Origin of the sequence: Mycobacterium rhizamassiliense (assembly GCF_900157375.1) — a bacterium.
Taxonomy (GTDB): domain Bacteria; phylum Actinomycetota; class Actinomycetes; order Mycobacteriales; family Mycobacteriaceae; genus Mycobacterium; species Mycobacterium rhizamassiliense.
Genome location: NZ_LT721901.1, coordinates 382,140 through 402,906 on the forward strand (window position 1 = coordinate 382,140; position 20,767 = coordinate 402,906).

A 20,767-nucleotide genomic window follows, 5' to 3' on the forward strand; every position below is an offset into this window, starting at 1 on the left:
GACGTCAGTCACGCGTCGAGGTTATCGGTCGATCGGTCACGGAGGCGGCCAGCGCCGCGACAAGCGCAGGGCGCCATGGCCTTAGCGGCGTCATGCCCGCGGCCACCGATTCCCGGCCGGACAGCGCCGAGTAGGTCGGCCGCGGCGCGGGCCGCGGAAACTGTGCGGTGCTGACCGGCCGCACTCGGGCCGGGTCGGCGCCGCACTCTTCGAAGACGGCGCGGGCCTGGTCGAAGCGGGACACCACACCCTCGTTGGCAGCGTGCAGGATCGGGCCGGGAACGCGATCGTCGACGATCTGCAGCAGCGCCGCGGCCAGGTCGGCCACGTAGGTCGGCGAGCCGGTCTGATCGTCGACCACGTCGATCGGGCCGTCGCCGGCGGCCAGCCGACGCATCACCGCGACGAAGTCCTTGCCCGTCCCGCCGGTGTACACCCAGGCGGTGCGCACGACGACGGCCTCCGGCAGCGCGGCCAGCACGGCCTGCTCGCCGGCGTGCTTGCTGCGGCCGTAGACGCCCAGCGGCGTGGTGTGGTCGCTGGGCTCGAAGGGTTGGGGCGCGGCGGCGTCGGTGTCGAAGACATAGTCGGTGGAGACGTGCAGCAGCCGGGCGCCGACGCGGGCGCACACGCGCGCGATGTGTTCGGGGCCTGTGACGTTCACCGCGTAGGCGGCGGCCTCGTCGCTTTCGGCGCCGTCGACGTCGGTGTAGGCCGCGCAGTTGATCACCACATCGCCGCGCTGGACGATCGCCTCGGCCGCGGCCGGATCGGTGATGTCCCAGTGCGACGACGTACATGCCAGCACGTCGCGGCCCTGATCCTGGGCCTGCGCCGTGAGAGAGCTGCCGAGCTGCCCTCCGGCTCCGGCGATGACGATCCTGCTCGACATGGTTTGAAGTCTGGCATGTCCTGGGCGCGCCGCCGTCGGCTACCCGCGAACTGGTGATTCGCAAGTAATCTAATGTGATGCCTGTGCACCGTGTGATGCGTGTGATTGCAACTGTGCTCGCTGTCGCCGTCGTCATCGGCACCGGTATCGCATGGAACAACGTCCGCGGATTCGAGGACGGCATCTTCCACATGACGGCGTCCTCGCTGGGTAAGGGCGGCGACGACGGCGCAATCGACATCCTGCTGGTGGGTGTCGACAGCCGCACCGACGCGCACGGCAACGCGCTGTCCCCCGAGGAGCTGGCGACGCTGCGCGCCGGCGACGAGGAGGCGACCAACACCGACACGATCATCCTGATCCGGATACCGAACAACGGGAAGTCGGCCACCGCGATCTCGATCCCGCGCGACTCCTACGTCGCGGCCCCCGGCCTGGGCAAGACGAAGATCAACGGCGTCTACGGCCAGACCCGCGAGACCAAGCGGGCCAGCCTGGTGCGGACCGGCGCGTCCGCCCAGGAGGCCGCGGCGCAGGGCACCGAGGCCGGCCGCGACGCCCTGATCAAGACCGTCGCCGACCTCACCGGCGTCACCGTCGACCACTACGCCGAGATCGGGCTGCTCGGCTTCGCGCTGATCACCGACGCGCTCGGCGGCGTGCAGGTCTGCCTCAAAGACCCGGTGTTCGAACCCCTTTCGGGCGCCGACTTCCCGGCCGGCCCGCAGAAGCTCAGCGGCCCCGAGGCGCTCAGCTTCGTGCGCCAGCGCCACGACCTGCCGCGCGGCGACCTGGACCGGGTGGTCCGCCAGCAGGTGGTGATGGCCTCGCTGGCGCACCGGATCATCTCCGGCAAGACCCTGTCCAGCCCGACGACGCTCAAGCGCTTGGAATCCGCCGTGCAGCGGTCGGTGGTGATCTCCTCGGGTTGGGACGTGATGGATTTCGTCCAACAGCTGTCCAAGCTGGCCGGCGGCAAGGTCGCCTTCGCCACCATCCCGGTGCTCGACGGCGCCGGCTGGAGCGACGACGGCATGCAGAGCGTCGTGCGGGTGGACCCGCGCCAGGTGCAGGACTGGGTCGGCGGCCTGCTCAACGACCAGAACGAGGGCAAGACCGAGCAGCTGGCCTACACGCCGGCGAAGACCACCGCCAGCGTGGTGAACGACACCGACATCAACGGCCTCGCATCGGCGGTCGCAGACGTGTTGAGCGCCAAGGGTTTTAACACCGGAGCCGTCGGCAACAACGACGGCGGCCACGTCAAGGCCAGCCAGGTGCGCGCCGCCAAGTCCGACGACCTGGGCGCCCAGGAGGTCTCCAAGGACCTGGGCGGGTTGCCGGTGGTGCCGGACACGTCGCTTGCGGCGGGCACTGTCCGGGTGGTGCTGGCCAACGACTACAGCGGCCCGGGCTCCGGATTGTCGGGCACCGCATCCATCGTGCCGGCCCGGGCGAACTCCACCGCCGCCGATCCGAACGTGCCGGCGCCGTCGCCGATCCTGACCGCCGGGTCCGACAAGCCGGAGTGCATAAACTAGCCACTCGTGGCTGTCACTCTTTCCGGGGCGATCCTGGACCCGATGTTGCGTGCCGACCCGGTTGGGCCGCGGATCACCTACTACGACGACGCCACCGGCGAGCGCATCGAGTTGTCCGGGGTGACGCTGGCTAACTGGGCGGCCAAGACCGGCAACCTGTTACGCGACGAGCTGGGCGCGGGCCCGGGCAGCCGGGTGTCCATCCTGCTGCCGGCGCACTGGCAGACCGCGGCGGTGCTGTTCGGGGTCTGGTGGATCGGCGCCGAGGCCGTGCTCGACGGCTCGCCGGCCGACCTGGCCCTGTGCACCGGCGAGCGCCTGGACGACGCCGATGGCACTGGGGCCGCGGAGGTCGCCGTCCTGTCGCTGGACCCGTTCGGCCGCCCTGCGAAACTGGGGGGATCCGACCTGCCGATCGGCGTCACCGACTACGCCACCGCGGTGCGCGTGCACGGCGACCAGATCATCGCCGAGCGCAATCCCGGCCCGGCGCTGGCCGGGCGTTCGGCCGAAGACATCCTCGCCGATTGCGAGAAGTCCACGGCCGCAAGGGGTTTGACGGCCAAGGACCGGGTGCTGTCCACCGCTTCGTGGCCCGGCCCCGCCGAGTTGGTCGACGGGCTGCTGGCGATCATGGCCGTCGGTGCCTCGCTGGTGCAGGTGGCCAACCTCAATCCCGCGGCGCTAGACCGCCGCGTCGAGACCGAAAAGGTCACCCGCGTCCTGTAATCGGCGGGTCCGGCGCGGCCGCGTTCGGATCTATGTTGATATCGCAATATAGCGATGTTAGCGTCGGCCTACGCCGAAATTGCGCTGTGGCGGTTACTGGGAATGATTGTCATTAAGGGTTGACGCTTCGCCGAACTGCGGGAAAGGTTCACACCATGGCGGCATACGGATTGTTGGCAAAGGCGGCGGGGACGGTATTCACCGGTTTGGTCGGAGTGACGGCCTACGAGGTGGTGCGCAAAGCCGCAGCCAAGGCGCCGCTGCACGAGACGGCCGTCAAGGGCGCCGAGCTGGGGCTGCGCGGCACCCGCAAGGCCGAGGAGGCCGCGGAATCGGCCCGCCTCAAGATCGCCGACGTGATGGCCGAGGCCCGGGAGCGCATCGGCGAGGAGGCGCCCACTCCCGCCGTCGGCGAAGTGCACGACCACGAGCACTGACCGCGCGACATGAGCCTCGCCCTGGTCCCGGCTGCGGACACGTCGAATGACGCTGCGTACCAGGTTGTTTCGGACGCCGCCGGACGCATGCGCGTGCTGGTCGATTGGGTGCGCTGCGACGCGCGGCGCGCCGTCGCGGTGGAAGAGGCCGTCGCCAAGTGCAACGGGGTGCGGGTCGTGCACGCCTACCCGCGCACCGGGTCCGTCGTCGTCTGGTACTCCCCCCGGCGCTGCGATCGCGCCGCGGTGCTGGCCGCGATCGGCGCCGCCGCACAGGTCGCCGCGGAGCTGATTCCCGCCCGCGCCCCGCATTCGGAGGAGATCCGCAACACCGACGTGCTGCGCATGGTGATCGGCGGTGCGGCGCTGGCGCTGCTCGGCGTGCGCCGCTACGTGTTCGCCCGGCCGCCGCTGCTGGGCACGAGCGGCCGGGTGGTCGCCACCGGCGTCACCGTCTTCACCGGCTACCCGTTCCTGCGCGGGGCGCTGAGCTCGCTGCGATCGGGCCGGGCCGGGACCGACGCGCTGGTCTCGGCCGCGACCGTGGCCAGCCTGATCCTGCGCGAGAACGTCGTCGCCCTCACCGTGCTGTGGCTGCTGAATATCGGTGAGTACCTACAGGATCTGACGCTGCGCCGCACCCGGCGGGCCATCTCCGAGCTGCTGCGCGGTACACAGGATACGGCCTGGATCAGACTGGACGGCAATGAGATTCAGGTGCCGATCGACTCAGTGGAGGTCGGCGACGAGGTCGTGGTGCACGATCACGTCGCGATCCCGGTGGACGGCGAAGTGGTCGACGGCGAGGCCGTCGTCAACCAGTCCGCGATCACCGGCGAGAACCTGCCCGTCAGCATCACGGCCGGGGCGCACGTGCACGCCGGCTCGGTGGTCGAGCGCGGCCGGCTGGTGGTGCGCGCCGAGGCCGTCGGCAACCAGACCACCATCGGGCGCATCATCACCCGCGTCGAGGAGGCGCATCACGACCGGGCGCCCATCCAGACCGTCGGCGAAAACTTCTCCCGCCGTTTCGTTCCCACGTCGTTCATCGTCTCGGCCGTCACCCTGGCGATCACCGGCGACGTGCGGCGCGCGATGACGATGCTGCTGATCGCCTGCCCGTGCGCGGTCGGGCTGGCCACCCCGACGGCGATCAGCGCGGCGATCGGCAACGGGGCGCGCCGCGGCATCCTGATCAAGGGCGGATCGCACCTCGAGCAGGCCGGCCGCGTCGACGCGATCGTGTTCGACAAGACCGGAACGCTGACGGCCGGACGCCCGGTCGTGACGAATATCGTTGCCATGCACACGGATTGGGAACCCGAACAGGTGCTGGCGTATGCGGCCAGCTCGGAGATCCACTCGCGACACCCGCTGGCCGAGGCGGTGATCCGCTCGACCGAGGAACGCCACATCACCATCCCGCCGCACGAGGAGTGCGAGGTGCTGGTGGGCCTGGGCATGCGGACCTGGGCCGACGGCCGCACCCTGCTGCTGGGCAGCCCGGGGCTGCTGCAGGCCGAGAAGGTCAAGGTGTCCAAGAAGGCCAAGGACTGGGTCGCCAAACTGCGCCGCCAGGCCGAGACGCCGCTGCTGCTCGCGGTGGACGGCACCCTGGTCGGGCTGATCAGCCTGCGCGACGAGGTGCGTCCCGAAGCCGCCGACGTGTTGAACAAGCTGCGGGCCAACGGGATTCGCCGCATCGTGATGCTGACCGGTGACCACCCGGACATCGCCGGGGTGGTCGCCGACGAGCTGGGCATCGACGAGTGGCGCGCCGAGGTGATGCCGGAGGACAAGCTCGAGGTGGTGCGCGAGCTGCAGGCCGAGGGCTACATCGTCGGGATGGTGGGCGACGGCATCAACGACGCCCCGGCGCTGGCGGCCGCCGATATCGGCATCGCGATGGGCCTGGCCGGTACCGACGTGGCCGTCGAGACCGCCGACGTCGCGCTGGCTAACGACGACCTGCACCGTCTGCTCGACGTCGGCGACCTGGGCGCCCGCGCCGTCGACGTGATCCGGGAGAACTACGGCATGTCCATCGCGGTCAACGCCGTCGGGCTGCTGATCGGCGCGGGCGGGGCCCTGTCCCCCGTGCTGGCCGCGATCCTGCACAACGCGTCCTCGGTCGCCGTGGTGGCCAACAGCTCCCGGCTGATCCGCTATCGGCTGGACTGAGCGGGGCCGGGTCAGTACCACCGGCGAAAGTCCTTTCGTTAATCTGTCTAACCATGGCGCGCAGCGACGACGACACCTGGGACCTGGCGACCAGCGTGGGGGCCACCGCGACGATGGTGGCCGCGGGACGCGGCCGGGCCACCCACGACGGGCTGATCGACGACCCCTTCGCCGAACCGCTGGTGCGCGCCGTCGGCGTCGACTTCTTCACCCGATGGGCCAACGGCGAGATCGCCGCCGCCGACGTCGACGTCCCCGGCGCGCCGTGGGGCATGCAGCGCATGACCGACCTGCTGGCCGCCCGCACCCGCTACATCGACGCGTTCTTCGCCGACGTCGTGGCCGCCGGCATCCGCCAGGTGGTGATCCTGGCTTCCGGGCTCGACGCCCGCGGCTACCGGCTGCCCTGGGCGCCGGGGACGACGGTGTTCGAGATCGACCAGCCGGAGGTCATCGAATTCAAGTCCGCCACCATCGAGGGGCTGGGCGCCAAACCCACCGCGCAGATCCGCGTCGTCGGAGTCGACCTGCGCCACGATTGGCCCGCGGCGCTGCAAGAGGCCGGCATCGACACGGGCCGGGCCGCCGCGTGGGCTGCTGAGGGCCTGCTCGGGTTCCTGCCGCCCGAGGCCCAGGATCGCTTGCTGGACAAGATCACCGAGCTGTCCGCCGACGGCAGCCGGGTGGTCGCCGAGATCTTCGTGAACACCGGCAACAGCGGGGATGCCCTGGACGAGGCCACCGCGAGGTGGCGGGCCAACGGGCTAGAGATCGCGCTGGACAGCCTCGGCTTCCCGGGCGAGCGCAACGACGCCGCGACCTACCTGGGCGATCGCGGCTGGCAGACGACCAACACCCCGCTTAATCAACTCTTGGCCGACAACGGGTTACCGCCGCACACCGGCGGCGAGGAAGCCCCGTTCGGCAGGAACTACTACTGCACCGCGGTATTGCGCGAGGCGGATTAACGGAAGGCCGATGATGCCAAACAGCCAGCCCCCTAAGCCACTTGACGGGTTCCGGGTACTCGACTTCACCCAGAACATCGCCGGGCCGCTGGCCGGGCAGGTGCTGGCCGACCTGGGCGCCGAGGTGATCAAGGTCGAGGCGCCCGCCGGCGAGGCGGCCCGCCACATCACCGCCGTGCTGCCCGGGCGCCCGCCGCTGGCCACGCTGTTCCTGCCGCACAACCGGGGCAAGAAGTCGGTGATGGCGGACCTGCGGACCGACGAGGCCAAGGAGCAGATCCTGCGGCTGGTCGACACCGCCGACGTTGTACTGGAAGGCTTTCGGCCCGGCGTGATGGAACGCATGGGGCTGGGTCCCGACGAATTGCGTTCGCGCAACCCGAAACTCATCTACGCGCGGCTGTCGGCGTACGGCGGCAACGGCCCGCAGGGCAGCAGGCCCGGCGTCGACCTGATGGTCGCCGCCGAGTCGGGCATGACGACCGGGATGCCCACGCCCACCGGCAAGCCGCAGATCATCCCGTTCCAGCTCGTCGACGCCGCCAGCGGTCACGTGCTGGCCCAGGCGGTGCTGGCCGCGCTGCTCAACCGCGAGCGCCACGGCATCGGCGACGTGGTGCGCGTCGCGATGTACGACGTCGCCGTCAGCCTGCAGGCCGGCCAGCTGACGATTCACCTGAACAAGCCCACCGAGGCGCCCAAGCCGAAGCCGGACGCCGCACCAAACACCAAGAAGCGCAAGGGAGTCGGGTTCGCCACCCAGCCGTCCGACGCGTTCAAGGCCGCCGACGGCTACCTCGTGCTGTCGGCCTACGTGCCCAAGCACTGGGCCAAGCTGTGCGAGATCATCGACCGGCCCGACATGCTGACCGACGAGCGCTTCGTCGACCAGCGGGCTCGCGCCGTCAACTATCACGAGCTGACCGAGGAGCTGGAAAAGGCGCTGGCCGCCAAGCCCGCCGCCGAGTGGGTCGAGCTGCTGCAGCAGGGTGGCCTGATGGCCTGCCTGGCCTACAACTGGAAACAGGTGGTGGGCACCGAGCTGTTCGCCGAAAACGAACTGGCGCTCGCGGTCGGCGACGGCGACACCGCCGTCACGGTGGTCCGCACGCCGGCGCGGTACTCCAGCTTCGATGCCGCGGTTGCCGAACCGCCGCCAAACCTGGGCGAGCACAACGACATTCTCGCCTGAGCTCAGGGCGCCAGTTTGACCGTCCGGTCGTTGCCGCGGTCGGCGACGTAGACGTTTCCGGTCTTGTCGATCGCCACCCCCAGCGGGGTGTTGAGTCCGGTGAGCGGCAGCACCGTCGGGGTGTTCGAGCCGGCCGGCAACTTCATCACCTGGTTGCTGTCGTGCTCGGTGACGAACACGTCGCCGGCGTTGTCGACGCCGACACCCCAGGGCACGCTGACGCCGGTGAATGGCAGCACGGTCTGCGCGTTCGACCCGGCAGCCAGCTGCAGCACCCGGTTGTTGTCGGTGTCAGTGACGTAGACATTCCCGGTGGTATCGACCGCGACGCCGTCGGGGTTCTTGAGGCCATCGAACGGCAGCACGGTCTGCGCGTTCGACCCGGCAGCCAGCTTCAGCACTCTGCTATTGCCCCGGTCGACGACGTAGACACCGCCCTGCGGGTCCACCGCAACGCCTTCGGGGTAGTTGAGGCCGTTGAACGGCAACACCGCCTGGTTGTTCGACCCGGCCGTCAGCTTCACCACCCGGTTGTTGAAGTCGGCGACGTACACCGCGCCGGCATCGTCCACCGCCAGCCCCTGCGGTTGGTAAAGGCCGTTGAACGGCAACACCGTTGAGGTGCTCGACCCCGCGGGTAGCTCGACCACCCGCCCGTACATGCCTTCACTCGTGACGTACACGTTGCCGGCCTGGTCCACCGCGACCCCGCCCGGCGACAGCCGGAAGTCGATGCCGGTGAACGGCAGGACGCTCTGCCCGGACGCCTGCGTCGACGGCGGGTTCTGCGGTCCGCGGGATCCGACGGTGGCGATGACAACGCCGGCCACCAGCACGGCCGCGACGACCGCGGCGATGATCCACAGCTTGCGCTTCCGGCCGGCCGGGGGTTCGGCGCGCCAGTAGTCAGCCGGGGGCGCGGCGGATGGCTGCCGGTACTGCGGTTGGCCCGAGGGAGCGGCGGGCGGCGGCTCGGGCCGGTGCCGCCAGCTGGTGTCGCCGCCGTTAGGCACCGGACGGGCCATCGTTTCAGCCAAATCGCTTGTACCGGGCGCATGTTCGCCGTGCTCCAAGATCGCGAACGCCTGGTGCTGGTCGGATGTGGTCAGGGCGTTCTGGGCGGCGGCGGCCATATCGCCGGCGCTGCGATACCGCTCCTGCGGGTTCTTGGCCATGCCCCGGGCGATCACCTGATCCAAGGCCACCGGCACCCGCCCGGGCAGCTGCTGGCTGGGCCGCGGCACGGGCTCGAGCAGGTGTGAGGCGATCAGCCGCTCGACGCTGTCGGACTGATACGGAGGCATCCCGGTCAGGCACTCGCCCAAAACGCAAGCGAGAGAATAGATGTCGGCTCGGTAGGTGACGTCGTCGCTGGTGAACCGCTCCGGGGCCATGTACTTGTAGGTCCCCATCGCCGTCCCGGTTGCGGTCAGGCCGGGATCGCTTGCGGCACGGGCGATCCCGAAGTCCACCAGATAGGCGAAGTCGCTGTTGGTGATCAGGATGTTTTCCGGTTTGACGTCGCGGTGCGTCACGCCGCCGGCGTGCGCGGCGTCGAGCGCGGCGGCGATCTGGCTCACGATGGCCACCGCGCGTGGTGGGCTGAGCGGGCCGTAGCGCTTCAACAGCGTGGCCAGGTCGCTGCCCTCGATCAGGCGCATGTCCAGATACAGGCGGCCGTCGATCTCGCCGTAGTCGTGGATCGGCACCACGTGCGGCTCGGTCAGCCGGCCCGCGGCGTCGGCCTCGCGCTGCATCCGCTCGCGAAAGAGCGGGTTGCCGGAGTACTGGTTGGAGATCAGCTTCAACGCCACCACCCGGCGTTTGCGGGTGTCCTCGGCCTCGTAGACCTCACCCATCCCGCCCCGGCCCAGCAGGCGCAGCAGTCGGTAGGGCCCGAATTGGGACCCCGCCCACGAAGTTGGGCCGCTCACCGTCGGGACTCCTCTCGCCTGGTCACGCGATAGCATCGACAGCCGCCGCCAGCTTCGACTGGAACGAGCTGGGTAGCGGAATCGATCCGTACTGCTCCAGTCCATCTTGCCCCGGGCCGATCGCGGCCTGCATAAACGCCTTGACCGCCGCCCCCGTCGCGGCATCGGGGTATTTCGAGCAGACGATCTCGTAGGTCGCCAGCACGATCGGATAGGCGCCGGCCTGCGTCGGCTTGTAGAACGACGACGTGTCCAGGACCAGGTCGTTGCCCTGCCCTTGGAACCTGGCGCCCGCGATGGTTTTGCCGACCGAGTCGGAGGTGATCGCCACCGGAGTCGGGCCGGCCGACGTGATGATCTGCGCCATGTGCAACTGCTTCCCCACCGCGAACGACCATTCGTTGTAGGTGATCGACCCGTCGGTGTTCTGCAGCGAGGCCGACGTGCCGTTGTTGCCGCTGGCACCGTCCCCGACGCCCCCGTTGAACTTCTCGTCCGTGCCCTTGCCCCAGGCGCCGTTGCCTGCGCCGTCGAGGTACTTCTGGAAATTGGCCGTGGTCCCGGATTTGTCGCTGCGGAACACGACGTGGATGGGCGTCGAGGGGAAGGCGGCGCCCCCGTTGAGCGCCTTGATCGCCGGGTCATCCCACTTGGTGATGGTGCCGTTGAAGATCTTCGCCGCGGTGGGCCCGTCCAGGTTCAGCGAGCCGATGCCGCTGACGTTGTAGGTGATGGCGATCGGACCGAACACCGTCGGCAGGTCCCACGCCGGGGAACCGCACCGGGCCGCCGCCCGGTCGGGCTGACCGGTCGACGGGTCCAACGGAACATCAGAGCCGGCCAGGTCGGTGACGTTGCTGGAAAACTCCTCCACCCCGCTACCGGAGCCATTGGCGTTGTAGTCCAGCGTGTAGCCCGAACACGCGCGGACGTATGCGTAGACGAATTGCTCCATCGCGTTCTCTTGTGCGGTCGAACCGCTGGCGCGCAGCACCTTTTTGCCGCCGCAGTTCACCGGCGCCGGCTTGGCGCTGGATGGAGCCGAATTGTTGCCATGGCCACCGCACCCCGACAGCAGCAGCGCGCTCGCGGCCAGCAGGCCGAGCGCCGCGCTAGATCGGGCAAACCTCACGGAGCACCTCAGTTCAGTCCGGGCAAGCACGCGATCGACGCGGGAACGTCGGCAACGAGCAAATGAACTAGTGGTGAATATACAAACCCCTAAAGATGGGCGGGTGATTAACGGCGCCTTGGAGCCAGCTGAGAACGAATAGCCAGTTGTCTCACAGGTTGGCACAGGATCCGGCAGTACCATCGGGCCGTTATGGGCCGTCAACAGCTCGACGCCAGCGCCGGAGCCGCTGCTTCCGCGATGGCAGCCGTGGACCTGACCTTGGGTTTCGGCCCCAAAACCGTGCTCGATCGGGTGAGCCTGGATTTCCCGGCGCGCGCTGTCACGTCACTGCTGGGACCGACCGGTTCCGGCAAGACGACCTTCCTGCGCACCCTGAATCGAATGAACGACAAGGTCTCCGGTTTCCGGCACACCGGCGAGGTCCTGCTGGGCGGGCGCAGCGTGTTCTCCGAGCGCGATTTGATGGAGCTCCGCCGCAGCGTCGGCATGCTGTTCCAGCGCCCCAACCCCTTCCCGATGTCGATCATGGACAACGTCGTGGCGGGTGTGCGTGCCCACAAGATGGCGCCGCGCAAGGAGTTCAAAAATGTCGCCGAGGCCCGGCTCACCGAGGTCGGCCTCTGGAACGCGGTCAAAGATCGGCTCGGTGATTCCCCGTTCCGGCTCTCCGGCGGCCAGCAACAGTTGCTCTGCCTGGCCCGCGCGCTTGCCGTCGACCCCCAGGTGCTGCTGCTCGACGAGCCCACGTCCTCGCTGGACCCGACCACGACCGAAAAGATCGAGGGGCTCATTCGATCGCTCGCCGACCGGCTGACCGTGATCATGGTGACCCACGATCTGGCGCAGGCCGCTCGCACCAGTGACCGGACCGCTTTCTTCTTCGAGGGCAGGCTGGTCGAGGAGGGCCCTACCGAGCAGCTGTTCCTCGCGCCGAAGCACGAGGAAACCGTCCGCTACTTCGCCCCGTTTCGGCCGTCCAACGACTCCTCGATGGCGGCCGGGGCCCACAAGGTTGGGGCCGCAGACGGTTAGCACCCGGACGGCCTGCCGGACGAAGGGGGCACGAGGAAGCGAGGACACCAAGACTCGCTTGGCAGTGCTGTTGGCACTGGTGACCGCCGCCCCGCTGACCCTGGGCATCGCGGCCTGCGGTTCGCACCCGACGGTCGGTTCGCCCGCCGGGTCCACCACCGCCAGCGCCTCCCCCGCGACGTCGAAGGTGGAGCTGTCGGAGACCGGCAGCACGCTGCTCTACCCGCTGTTCAGTGAGTGGGGCCCGGCCTATCACCAGAAGTTCCCGAACGTCACCATCACCACCCAGGGCAGCGGCTCGGGGGCCGGGATCTCCCAGGCCGCGACCGGGGCGGTCGACATCGGTGCCTCCGACGCCTACCTGTCCGAGGGCGACATGGCCGCCCACAAAGGCCTGATGAACATCGCACTGGCCATCTCGGCCCAGCAGGTCAGCTACAACGTGCCCGGCGTCCACCAGCATCTGCGGCTCAACGGCAAGGTGCTGGCCGCCATGTACCGGGGCACGGTCAAAAAGTGGAACGACCCGCAGATCGCCGCGCTCAATCCCAACGTGCAACTGCCCGACACCCCGGTGGTTCCGCTGCACCGCTCCGACGGCTCGGGCAGCACGTTCCAGTTCACTCAGTACCTGTCCAAGCAGGACCCCGACGGCTGGGGCCGCTCGCCCGGCTTCGGCACCACGGTCGACTTCCCGGCGGTGCCGGGCGCGGTGGGCGAGAACGGCGATGGCGCCATGGTGACCGGCTGCTCCGCGAACCCCGGATGCGTGGCCTATACCAGCCTCGGCTCCGTCGACGCCGCCGACGAGCAGGGGCTCGGCCAGGCCAAGCTGGGCAACGCCTCCGGCAAGTACCTGCTGCCCAAGGCCAAGACCATCGGGGCCGCGGCCGCCGACTTCGCGACGACGACGCCGGCGAACCAGGCGATCTCGCTGATCAACGGGCCGGCCGCGGACGGATACCCGATCGTCAACTACGAGTACGCCATCGTCAACGGCGGCCAGAAGGACGCCGCCACCGCCCAGACGATGCAGGCATTCCTGCACTGGGCGGTGACCGAAGGCAACGCCCCCACATTCCTGGACAAGGTTCACTTCCAGCCCCTACCGGATTCGGTAGTGAAGTTGTCCGACGCCCAGATCGCCAAGATCACTGGGTGAGCACAGTCAACGGAAAGGTGAGACCGTGAAAACTCGTTTGGAGAAATTCTTGGCCCTGGCGGCTACTGCGCCATTGGTTTTGGCCGCCGCCGCCTGCGGTTCGAACTCGTCGAACAGTTCGTCGACCCCCGGGGCCGGCGGGGGCCCGGTCGCGACCGCCCCGGCGACCTCACCGGTGACGCTGTCAGAGACCGGCAGCACGCTGCTGTACCCGTTGTTCAACCTGTGGGGCCCGGCCTATCACGACAAGTATTCGAACGTCACGATCACTCCGCAGGGCACCGGTTCGGGGACCGGCATCTCCCAGGCCGCGGCAGGGGCGGTCAACATCGGCGCCTCCGACGCCTACCTGTCCGACGGCGACATGGCCCAGCACAAGGGGCTGATGAACATCGCGTTGGCGATCTCGGCGCAGCAGATCAACTACAACCTCCCCGGCGTCACCGACCACGTCAAGCTCAACGGCAAGGTGCTGGCCGGCATGTACAACGGCTCGATCAAGACCTGGAACGACCCACAGGTCGCCGCCCTCAACCCCGGGGTGAATCTGCCCGCCACCCCCGTCGTGCCGCTGCACCGCTCCGACGGGTCCGGCGACACCTTCCTGTTCACCCAGTACCTGTCCAAGCAGGACCCCGACGGCTGGGGCAAGTCGCCCGCCTTCGGCACCACCGTGGCGTTCCCGGCGGTGCCCGGCGCGCTGGGTGAAAACGGCAACGGCGGCATGGTGACCGGCTGTGCGGACACCCCGGGCTGCGTGGCCTACATCGGCATCAGCTTCCTCGACCAGGCCCAGCAAAAAGGCCTCGGCGAGGCACAGCTGGCGAATGCCTCCGGCAAGTACCTGATGCCTGACGCGCAGAGCATCCAGGCCGAGGCCGCGGGCTTCGCGTCGTCGACACCGGCCAACCAGGCGGTCTCGCTGATCAACGGGCCGGCCGCCGACGGATACCCGATCGTCAACTACGAGTACGCCATCGTCAACAGCGGCCAGAAGGACGCCGCCACCGCCCAGACCGTGCAGGCCTTCCTGCACTGGGCGATCACCGACGGCAACGCCCCCACCTTCCTGGACAAGGTTCACTTCCAACCGCTGCCGGCCCCGGTGGTGAAGTTGTCGGACGCCCAGATCGCCAAGATCAGCGCCCAGTAGAAGTGCAACGCGCACTGGACCGGATTCGCGGCGCGACCCGCGCGGGTTTCGCCGTTCGTTCGCTCGGCGCGGTGGGCGCGGTGATACCGCTGCTCGTGCTCGCGTTCGTGCTGGCGACGCTGCTCCTCGAGGCGCTGCCCGCGATCAAGGTCAACGGTTGGCACTTTTTCACCGCAACCGATTGGAACCCGGGCAACACCTATGGCGACGCCGTCGTCACGCACGGCGTCCAGCATCCGATCGGCGCCAACTACGGGGCGTTGCCGATGATCGTCGGGACCCTGGCCAGCTCGGCGATCGCGTTGATCATCGCCGTGCCGGTCTCCATCGGCGCGGCGCTGGTGATCGTCGAGCGGCTGCCCAGGCATCTCGCGTCCGCGATCGGGATGGTCCTCGAACTGCTCGCGGGCATCCCGAGCGTCATCGTCGGCCTCTGGGGCGCAATGACATTCGGGCCGTTCATCGCCCACCAGGTCGCCCCGGTGATCGCGCGCAACGCACCCGACGTGCCGGTGCTCGACTACTTCCGCGGCAGCACCGGCAACGGCGAGGGCCTGTTGATCTCGGGCCTGGTGCTGGCGGTGATGGTCATCCCCATCATCGCCAGCACCACCCGCGACCTGATCCGACAGGTCCCGGTGCTGCCCCGCGAGGGTGCGGTCGCGCTGGGCATGACGGACTGGGAGTGCGCGCGACGGGTCACGCTGCCGTGGGTGTCCAGCGGCATCGTCGGCGCCGTGGTGCTCGGGCTGGGCCGCGCGCTTGGCGAGACGATGGCCGTGGCCATGGTGTCGGGCGCGGTGCTGGGCGCAATGCCCACCAACATCTATTCGACGATGACCACCATCGCCGCAACCGTTGTGTCGCAATTGGATTCGGCGATGACCGACTTCACGGACTTTGCGGTGAAGACCCTCGCCGAGGTCTCCCTGGTACTGATGGTGATCACGCTGCTGACCAACGTGGCGGCCCGCGCACTGGTGCGCAGGGTGTCGGGCACGGCACTACCCGTGGGCCGGGGGGTGTGAAGTGAGCGCAACCAGGCGCAAGGTCGTCAACGCGCTGTTCTGGGCCGGCTGCGTGTGCTGCTTGGCGGTGGTGGTCGTGCCCACGCTGTGGATGTTGATCGAAGTCGTCGGCCGCGCCCTGCCGGTGTTCCACTGGCGCGTGCTGTTCACCGACACCCGCGGCAACGGCGGCGGCCTGCGCAACGCGATCATCGGCACCGTGGTCGTCGGCGTCGGGGTGATGCTGGTGGGTGGGACCGTGAGCGTGTTGACCGGAATCTATCTGTCCGAATTCGCCGGCGGCAGAACGCGATCGATTCTGCGCGGCGCCTATGAGGTGCTGTCCGGCATCCCGTCCATCGTGCTGGGCTACGTCGGATACCTGGCCCTGGTGGTCACGTTCCACTGGGGATTTTCGCTGGCGGCCGGCGTGCTGACGCTGTCGGCGATGAGCATTCCGTACATCGCCAAGGCCACCGAATCCGCGCTGTCCCAGGTGCCGACGTCCTACCGGGAGGGGGCCGAGGCGCTCGGGCTGCCGTTGGGGTGGACCCTGCGCAAGATCGTGCTCAAGTCGGCCATCCCCGGAATCGTCACCGGCCTACTGGTCGCACTCGCGCTGGCCGTCGGCGAGACGGCGCCGATGCTGTACACGGCGGGGTGGTCGAATTCGGCGCCCACCGGAAAGCTCACCGACTCACCGGTCGGCTACCTGACCTACCCGATCTGGACGTTCTACAACCTGCCGTCGAAGGCGGCGCGCAACCTGTCCTACGATGCGGCGTTCCTGCTGATCGTTTTCGTGTTGCTGCTCATCATCGTCGGCCGGCTGATCACCTGGTTCGCCCGCCGGCACTCCGAATCTCGTTGACCGCGTTCACCCTCCGGGCAGGCGCACGACCTGGAGGAAGAACTCGTCGATCTGGCGCACCGCGTTGATGAACTGGTCGAGGTCGACGGGCTTGGAGACGTACGCGTTGGCGTGCAGCTTGTAGCTGCGCACGATGTCCTCCTCGGCCGAGGAGGTGGTCAACACGACGATCGGAATGCGGGACAGCTCGGCGTCGGACTTGACCTTCTCGAGTAGCTGCCGGCCGTCGTATTTGGGCAGATTGAGGTCGAGCAGGATCAGGTCGGGCCGCGGCGCGTCCTCGAACCCACCGCGCCGATAGAGGAAGTTCAGGCCCTCCTCGCCATCGTGGGCGACGTGCAAGTTATTCTGGAACTTGTTGTGCTCCAAAGCTTCTCGCGTGATCAGCTCATCACCCGGATCGTCTTCGACGAGCAGGATCTCGATCGGCCGTCCGGCTGGTGTCATTTAATGCGCTCCTTCCAGGGCGGTTTGCTGTTCGGTGTCGACCGCGGCCGGCAGCGTGAACTCGAATTTGGTGCCGTCGGTGTAGGTCGGATCGATGCGCACGGTCCCGTCGTGGTACTCGACGATCTTCTTCACCAGCGCCAGGCCGACGCCGGTTCCGGGATACACCTCGCGGCCGTGCAGCCGCTGAAAGATGACGAAGACCTTGTCGGTGAATTCCTCGGCGATGCCGATGCCGTTGTCCGACAACGTCAGCAGCCAGTTGGCGTCGTCGTCGGCGCGTTCGCAGTCGATCACGATCCGCGGTGTGCGTTCCTTGTGGCGGAACTTTATCGCATTGCCGATCAGGTTCTGCCACAACATCGTCAGCAGCGTGGGATCCCCGACGATGCAGGGCAGCGAATCCGGGCGCACCACCTCTGCGCCGGTCTCCTCGATGGCGACGGCAAGGTTGGCGATCGCGGCATCCAGCGTGGCGTCCAGGTCGACCTCTATTTCCTTGGTGCCGATCCGCCCCACCCGGGAGAAGCTGAGCAGGTCGTTGATGAGCACCTGCATGCGCTTGGCCCCGTCGACCGCAAAGCCGATGTACTCGATGCCGCGCTCGTCGAGCTGGTCGCCGTAGCGCTTTTCGAGCAGCTGGCAGAACGAGGCGACCTTACGCAGGGGTTCCTGTAGGTCGTGCGACGCGACATAGGCGAACTGCTCGAGCTCGGCGTTGGAACGCCGCAAATCGACGGCCTGCTCGTCGAGCCGGGCCTCCGCCTCCCGCGACGCCTCCAGCGCCGCCACCACGCTCTGCCGCATGTTCTCGACGTCGATCGCCATGTCGCGAATGTCCTTGGGCCGCTGGGGCGGCGTGATGGTCTCCCCGAAGTTGCCGTCGGTGATCCGCCGGCAGGATTCGGCCAGCCTGGATAGCGGCACGGTGATCGCGGCCCTGGTCAAAAAGCCCAGCAGAATAGCCATGCCGAAGAACAGCAGCACAATCGCGCCCAGCGTCCGGTCGCGCCACGTGTCGATGTTCTTCAGTTGAGTGTCGGCGTGGCTGGATGCCGTGCCGAAGTCCGCGTTCTGGGTGTCGAAAAGCCCACGCAGCTGGTCGAATTCGTATTTGCCGCGGTCGGCGATCGCGCCGTTGACGACGCTGGGGGCGTTGGGCGTGACGCTCGTGATGAGTGGTTCGGCGTAGCTGGACCGCCACGACCCGGCCGCCCGCTCGATTGCGTCCAGGTCGGCGATCAGCTCGGGGCGGCCACCGACGAGGCGCCGAATGTCCTCGGCCGCAGCGTGTTCGGCCTGTTGTCCGTCGTAGTAGGGCGTCAGGAACTGCCGGTCGGCGGCGAGCAGGTAACCCCGGACCCCGGTCTCCTGGTCGCGCAGCGCGGCCTGTAGCTGGAGGGATGCCGCCCGCGCCGGCTGAATCTGGTCGCTCAGCTCGCGCGACACCGTGTCGGTGCGATGCAGCAGCGCCGCGCCCACCACCGCCCCCGCCAGGACCAGGACCCCCATCAGGATCAGCACCAGGGCCAGCCAGCCCCGGACCGTGAGCCGGGCACGCCAGAGCGGATGCGAGTCGGCGCTCACGCGGTCCGCTCCACCCGCACCACCGCGATGTCGTCGGTGAGACCGCCGCGGGGCTGGGCGAGTTCCTCGGCGCCGTCGATCAGCGCGTCGACGAACGCCGGACCGGACAGGTCCGCGTGTGATCGAGCCAGTGCAAGCAAGCCGTCCTCCCCGAGACGCTCGTTACCCGGCCCGCAGTAGCCCTCGAACAGCCCGTCGGTGAGCAACATCAGCCCCTGCCCCACCGGCAATTCCATCTCGAATTGCGGCCAGCCGCCGGCGCGCAGGCCCAACGCCGGGCCGGCGGGCGGCTCGATCCATTCTACGGTCGTCGCGTCCTGCCGCAGCATTCCCGGGTGGCCGGCGCGGATTCCCGTGATGACCGCGCTGTCCGGCGGAATCTCCAGGCTGAGCACGGTCGCGAAGATCCCGGTGGCGGTCCGTTCGGCGTGCAGCAGCCGCTCGAGCTGGCGCATCGATTCGGCGCCGCGCACATCGGCGAAAGTGAGTGCGCGCCAAGCGATTCGCAGCGCCGCGCCCAGAGCCGCCTCGTCGGGTCCGTGCCCGGCGACGTCACCGATCAGGACGTGCAGCACCCGGTCCGGCGTCTGCACGACGTCGTAGAAGTCACCGCACAGCAGCGCGTCCACCCGGCTGGGCCGGTACCGGGCGACGATCTCGACGCCCGGATTGTCCAGCAGCAGCGGCGAGGGCAGCAACCCGCGTTCCAGCAGCGCGTTCTCGCGGGCACGCAACTGGCTCGTGTGCAGGTCCGCGGCGATGAGCTCGACCCGCTTGCGCTCGATCGCGTAAAGCACTGCGCGCCGCAGCATTTCGGGTTCGACCCGGCCCTTGACCAGATAGTCCTGCGCCCCGGCGGCCACCGCGGAGGCCCCGAAGTATTCGTCGTTGAGGCCGGTCAGCACGACGATCGGGACGGTCACGTCGTATTTGGCGATGCGGTCCAGCGCGTCCATGCCGCTGGCGTCCGGCAGGTTCAGGTCCAGCAGCACGCAGTCGGGCCGCAGCGATTCCAGCTCGCGTTCGGCCACCGCGATCGACGGCGCCCACACCATGCGGATGTCGTCGACCGCCTCGGCGATCAGCTCCTCCACCAAGATCGCGTCGGCCCGGTCGTCTTCGACCAACAGCAACGACAATGTCTGCCGGTTGGCCACCGACGTCACGGGGCTACGCACCGGCATCGAGTCCGAGCGGGTGTGCACGTGAAGCCACGTCCTTCACCTCTCACCCTGGCCGCGGTATGCAAAGGCCGATCTTAAACGGGGCGGTCAGCCTGTTTTGCCACCCGGTGCGTCAAAGCTACCGTCAGCGCAACAGCGCCCGCGACATCACCACGCGCTGAATCTGATTGGTGCCCTCGTAGATCTGGGTGATCTTGGCGTCGCGCATCATCCGCTCGACGGGGAAGTCGATGGTGTAGCCGGCGCCGCCGAACAGCTGCACGGCATCGGTGGTGACCTCCATCGCGACGTCGGAGGCAAAGCACTTGGACGCCGCCGAGATGAACCCCAGGTCGCCCTCGCCGCGCTCGGCCCGGGCCGCCGCGCTGTAGACCATCAGCCGCGCGGCCTCGACCTTCATGGCCATGTCGGCGAGCATGAACTGCACGCCCTGGAAGGTGCTGATCGACTGCGCGAACTGCTTGCGGTCCTTGGTGTAGGCGATGGCGGCGTCCACGGCGCCCTGGGCGATGCCCACAGCCTGGGCCCCGATGGTCGGGCGGGTGTGGTCGAGCGTGGCCAGCGCCGTCTTGAAGCCGGTGCCCGGCTCGCCGATGATCCGGTCGCCGGGGATCCGACAGTTCTCGAAGTACAGCTCGGTGGTGGGCGAACCCTTGATGCCGAGCTTTTTCTCCTTCGGCCCGACGGTGAAGCCCTCGTCGTCGACGTGCACCATGAACGACGAGATGCCGTTGGCGCCCTTGTCGGGGTCGGTCACCGCCATCACGGTGTACCAGCTCGACTTGCCGCCGTTGGTGATCCAGCACTTGGCGCCGTTGAGGATCCAGTCGTCGCCGTCGGCTTTGGCGCGGGTCTTCATCGCCGCCGCGTCGCTGCCGGCCTCCCGCTCGCTCAGCGCGTAGGACGCCATCGCGGTCCCGTCGGCGATCTGCGGCAGCACCTGCTTCTTCAGCTCGTCGGAGCCGCGCAGGATCAGGCCCATGGTGCCCAGCTTGTTCACGGCGGGGATCAGCGACGCGGAGGCGTCGACGCGGGCTACCTCTTCGATGACGATGCAGGCGGCCACGGAGTCCGCGCCCTGCCCGCCGTACTCCTCCGGCACGTGCACGGCGTTGAAGCCCGAGGCGTTCAGCGCGTCCAGCGCCTCCTGCGGGAACCGCGACTTCTCGTCCACCTCGGCGGCGTGGGGCGCGATTTCCTTTTCGGCCAGCGCCCGAATCGCGGCCCGCAATTCGTCGTGTTCCTCGGGCAGCTTGAACACATCAAACGTGGGGTTTCCGGCCCATCCGGCCATGTCAGCCTCCTAGCACTCCGC

The 20,767-nt window shown here is 68.5% G+C and carries 18 protein-coding genes; 11 read left to right on the top strand and 7 right to left on the bottom strand.

Annotated features, from left to right (window positions below; all coding sequences use genetic code 11):
• Positions 1-4: 4 nt before the first annotated feature.
• Positions 5-892 carry a dTDP-4-dehydrorhamnose reductase gene (gene rfbD / locus MRAB57_RS01915; RefSeq protein WP_077086052.1) on the bottom strand — a complete coding sequence of 296 codons (888 nt, stop codon included), beginning with the start codon at positions 890-892 and terminating at the stop codon, positions 5-7.
• A 77-nt stretch (positions 893-969) separates the two neighbouring features.
• Between rfbD and MRAB57_RS01920 the strand changes: the two genes are divergently transcribed.
• From MRAB57_RS01920 to MRAB57_RS01945, 6 genes are all read left to right on the top strand, one after another.
• Positions 970-2,433 carry an LCP family protein gene (locus tag MRAB57_RS01920; protein ID WP_077086053.1) on the top strand — a complete coding sequence of 488 codons (1,464 nt, stop codon included), beginning with the start codon at positions 970-972 and terminating at the stop codon, positions 2,431-2,433.
• A gap of 42 nt (positions 2,434-2,475) precedes the next feature.
• Complete coding sequence (locus MRAB57_RS01925; RefSeq protein ID WP_077090332.1) at positions 2,476-3,162, top strand: TIGR03089 family protein; 687 nt, start codon at positions 2,476-2,478, stop codon at positions 3,160-3,162.
• Between the two features lie 155 nt (positions 3,163-3,317).
• Positions 3,318-3,599: a DUF1490 family protein gene (locus MRAB57_RS01930; RefSeq protein WP_077086054.1), complete on the top strand. Its 282-nt coding sequence runs from the start codon at positions 3,318-3,320 to the stop codon at positions 3,597-3,599.
• Between the two features lie 9 nt (positions 3,600-3,608).
• Positions 3,609-5,780 (top strand): manganese-exporting P-type ATPase CtpC, encoded by a 2,172-nt coding sequence (ctpC, locus tag MRAB57_RS01935; RefSeq protein ID WP_077086055.1) that lies wholly within the window; start codon positions 3,609-3,611, stop codon positions 5,778-5,780.
• 53 nt (positions 5,781-5,833) lie between these two features.
• Positions 5,834-6,748, top strand: coding sequence for a class I SAM-dependent methyltransferase (locus tag MRAB57_RS01940; RefSeq protein WP_077086056.1), 915 nt, complete (start codon positions 5,834-5,836; stop codon positions 6,746-6,748).
• 13 nt (positions 6,749-6,761) lie between these two features.
• A complete protein-coding gene (locus MRAB57_RS01945; protein WP_077090333.1) occupies positions 6,762-7,940 on the top strand; it encodes a CoA transferase in 1,179 nt (392 codons plus the stop codon).
• Between the two features lie 2 nt (positions 7,941-7,942).
• Here MRAB57_RS01945 and MRAB57_RS01950 read toward each other — a convergent pair whose 3' ends face one another.
• Together MRAB57_RS01950 and pstS (MRAB57_RS01955) are read right to left on the bottom strand one after the other, a co-directional pair.
• Positions 7,943-9,910 (bottom strand): serine/threonine-protein kinase PknD, encoded by a 1,968-nt coding sequence (locus MRAB57_RS01950; RefSeq protein ID WP_077086057.1) that lies wholly within the window; start codon positions 9,908-9,910, stop codon positions 7,943-7,945.
• Positions 9,897-11,006: a phosphate ABC transporter substrate-binding protein PstS gene (pstS, locus tag MRAB57_RS01955; RefSeq protein ID WP_077086058.1), complete on the bottom strand. Its 1,110-nt coding sequence runs from the start codon at positions 11,004-11,006 to the stop codon at positions 9,897-9,899. Before pstS (MRAB57_RS01955) ends, MRAB57_RS01950 begins: the two co-directional genes overlap by 14 nt.
• Before the next feature lie 192 nt (positions 11,007-11,198).
• On the opposite strand from pstS (MRAB57_RS01955), the gene MRAB57_RS01960 reads away from it, so the two are divergent.
• Genes MRAB57_RS01960 through pstA form a run of 5 tightly spaced genes read left to right on the top strand, consistent with a single transcriptional unit; the run spans position 11,199 to position 16,234 of the window.
• Positions 11,199-12,041, top strand: a complete 843-nt coding sequence (locus tag MRAB57_RS01960) for an ATP-binding cassette domain-containing protein (RefSeq protein WP_077086059.1) — start codon at positions 11,199-11,201, stop codon at positions 12,039-12,041.
• Positions 12,042-12,099: 58 nt separating this feature from the next.
• A complete protein-coding gene (gene pstS / locus MRAB57_RS01965) occupies positions 12,100-13,203 on the top strand; it encodes a phosphate ABC transporter substrate-binding protein PstS (protein WP_245835793.1) in 1,104 nt (367 codons plus the stop codon).
• Between the two features lie 25 nt (positions 13,204-13,228).
• Positions 13,229-14,356: a phosphate ABC transporter substrate-binding protein PstS gene (gene pstS / locus MRAB57_RS01970; RefSeq protein WP_077086060.1), complete on the top strand. Its 1,128-nt coding sequence runs from the start codon at positions 13,229-13,231 to the stop codon at positions 14,354-14,356.
• 14 nt (positions 14,357-14,370) lie between these two features.
• A complete protein-coding gene (pstC, locus tag MRAB57_RS01975; protein WP_077090335.1) occupies positions 14,371-15,384 on the top strand; it encodes a phosphate ABC transporter permease subunit PstC in 1,014 nt (337 codons plus the stop codon).
• Between the two features lies 1 nt (position 15,385).
• Positions 15,386-16,234: a phosphate ABC transporter permease PstA gene (gene pstA / locus MRAB57_RS01980; RefSeq protein WP_077086061.1), complete on the top strand. Its 849-nt coding sequence runs from the start codon at positions 15,386-15,388 to the stop codon at positions 16,232-16,234.
• 6 nt (positions 16,235-16,240) lie between these two features.
• Here the strand turns inward: pstA and MRAB57_RS01985 are convergent, their stop codons facing one another.
• From MRAB57_RS01985 to MRAB57_RS02000, 4 genes are all read right to left on the bottom strand, one after another.
• Complete coding sequence (locus MRAB57_RS01985; RefSeq protein WP_077086062.1) at positions 16,241-16,681, bottom strand: response regulator; 441 nt, start codon at positions 16,679-16,681, stop codon at positions 16,241-16,243.
• Positions 16,682-18,193 carry a sensor histidine kinase gene (locus tag MRAB57_RS01990; protein WP_083743571.1) on the bottom strand — a complete coding sequence of 504 codons (1,512 nt, stop codon included), beginning with the start codon at positions 18,191-18,193 and terminating at the stop codon, positions 16,682-16,684.
• A gap of 71 nt (positions 18,194-18,264) precedes the next feature.
• On the bottom strand, positions 18,265-19,452 hold the full coding sequence (locus tag MRAB57_RS01995; RefSeq protein ID WP_077090336.1) for a PP2C family protein-serine/threonine phosphatase: 1,188 nt from the start codon (positions 19,450-19,452) through the stop codon (positions 18,265-18,267).
• 124 nt (positions 19,453-19,576) lie between these two features.
• Complete coding sequence (locus MRAB57_RS02000) at positions 19,577-20,746, bottom strand: acyl-CoA dehydrogenase (protein ID WP_077086064.1); 1,170 nt, start codon at positions 20,744-20,746, stop codon at positions 19,577-19,579.
• Positions 20,747-20,767: the final 21 nt, after the last annotated feature.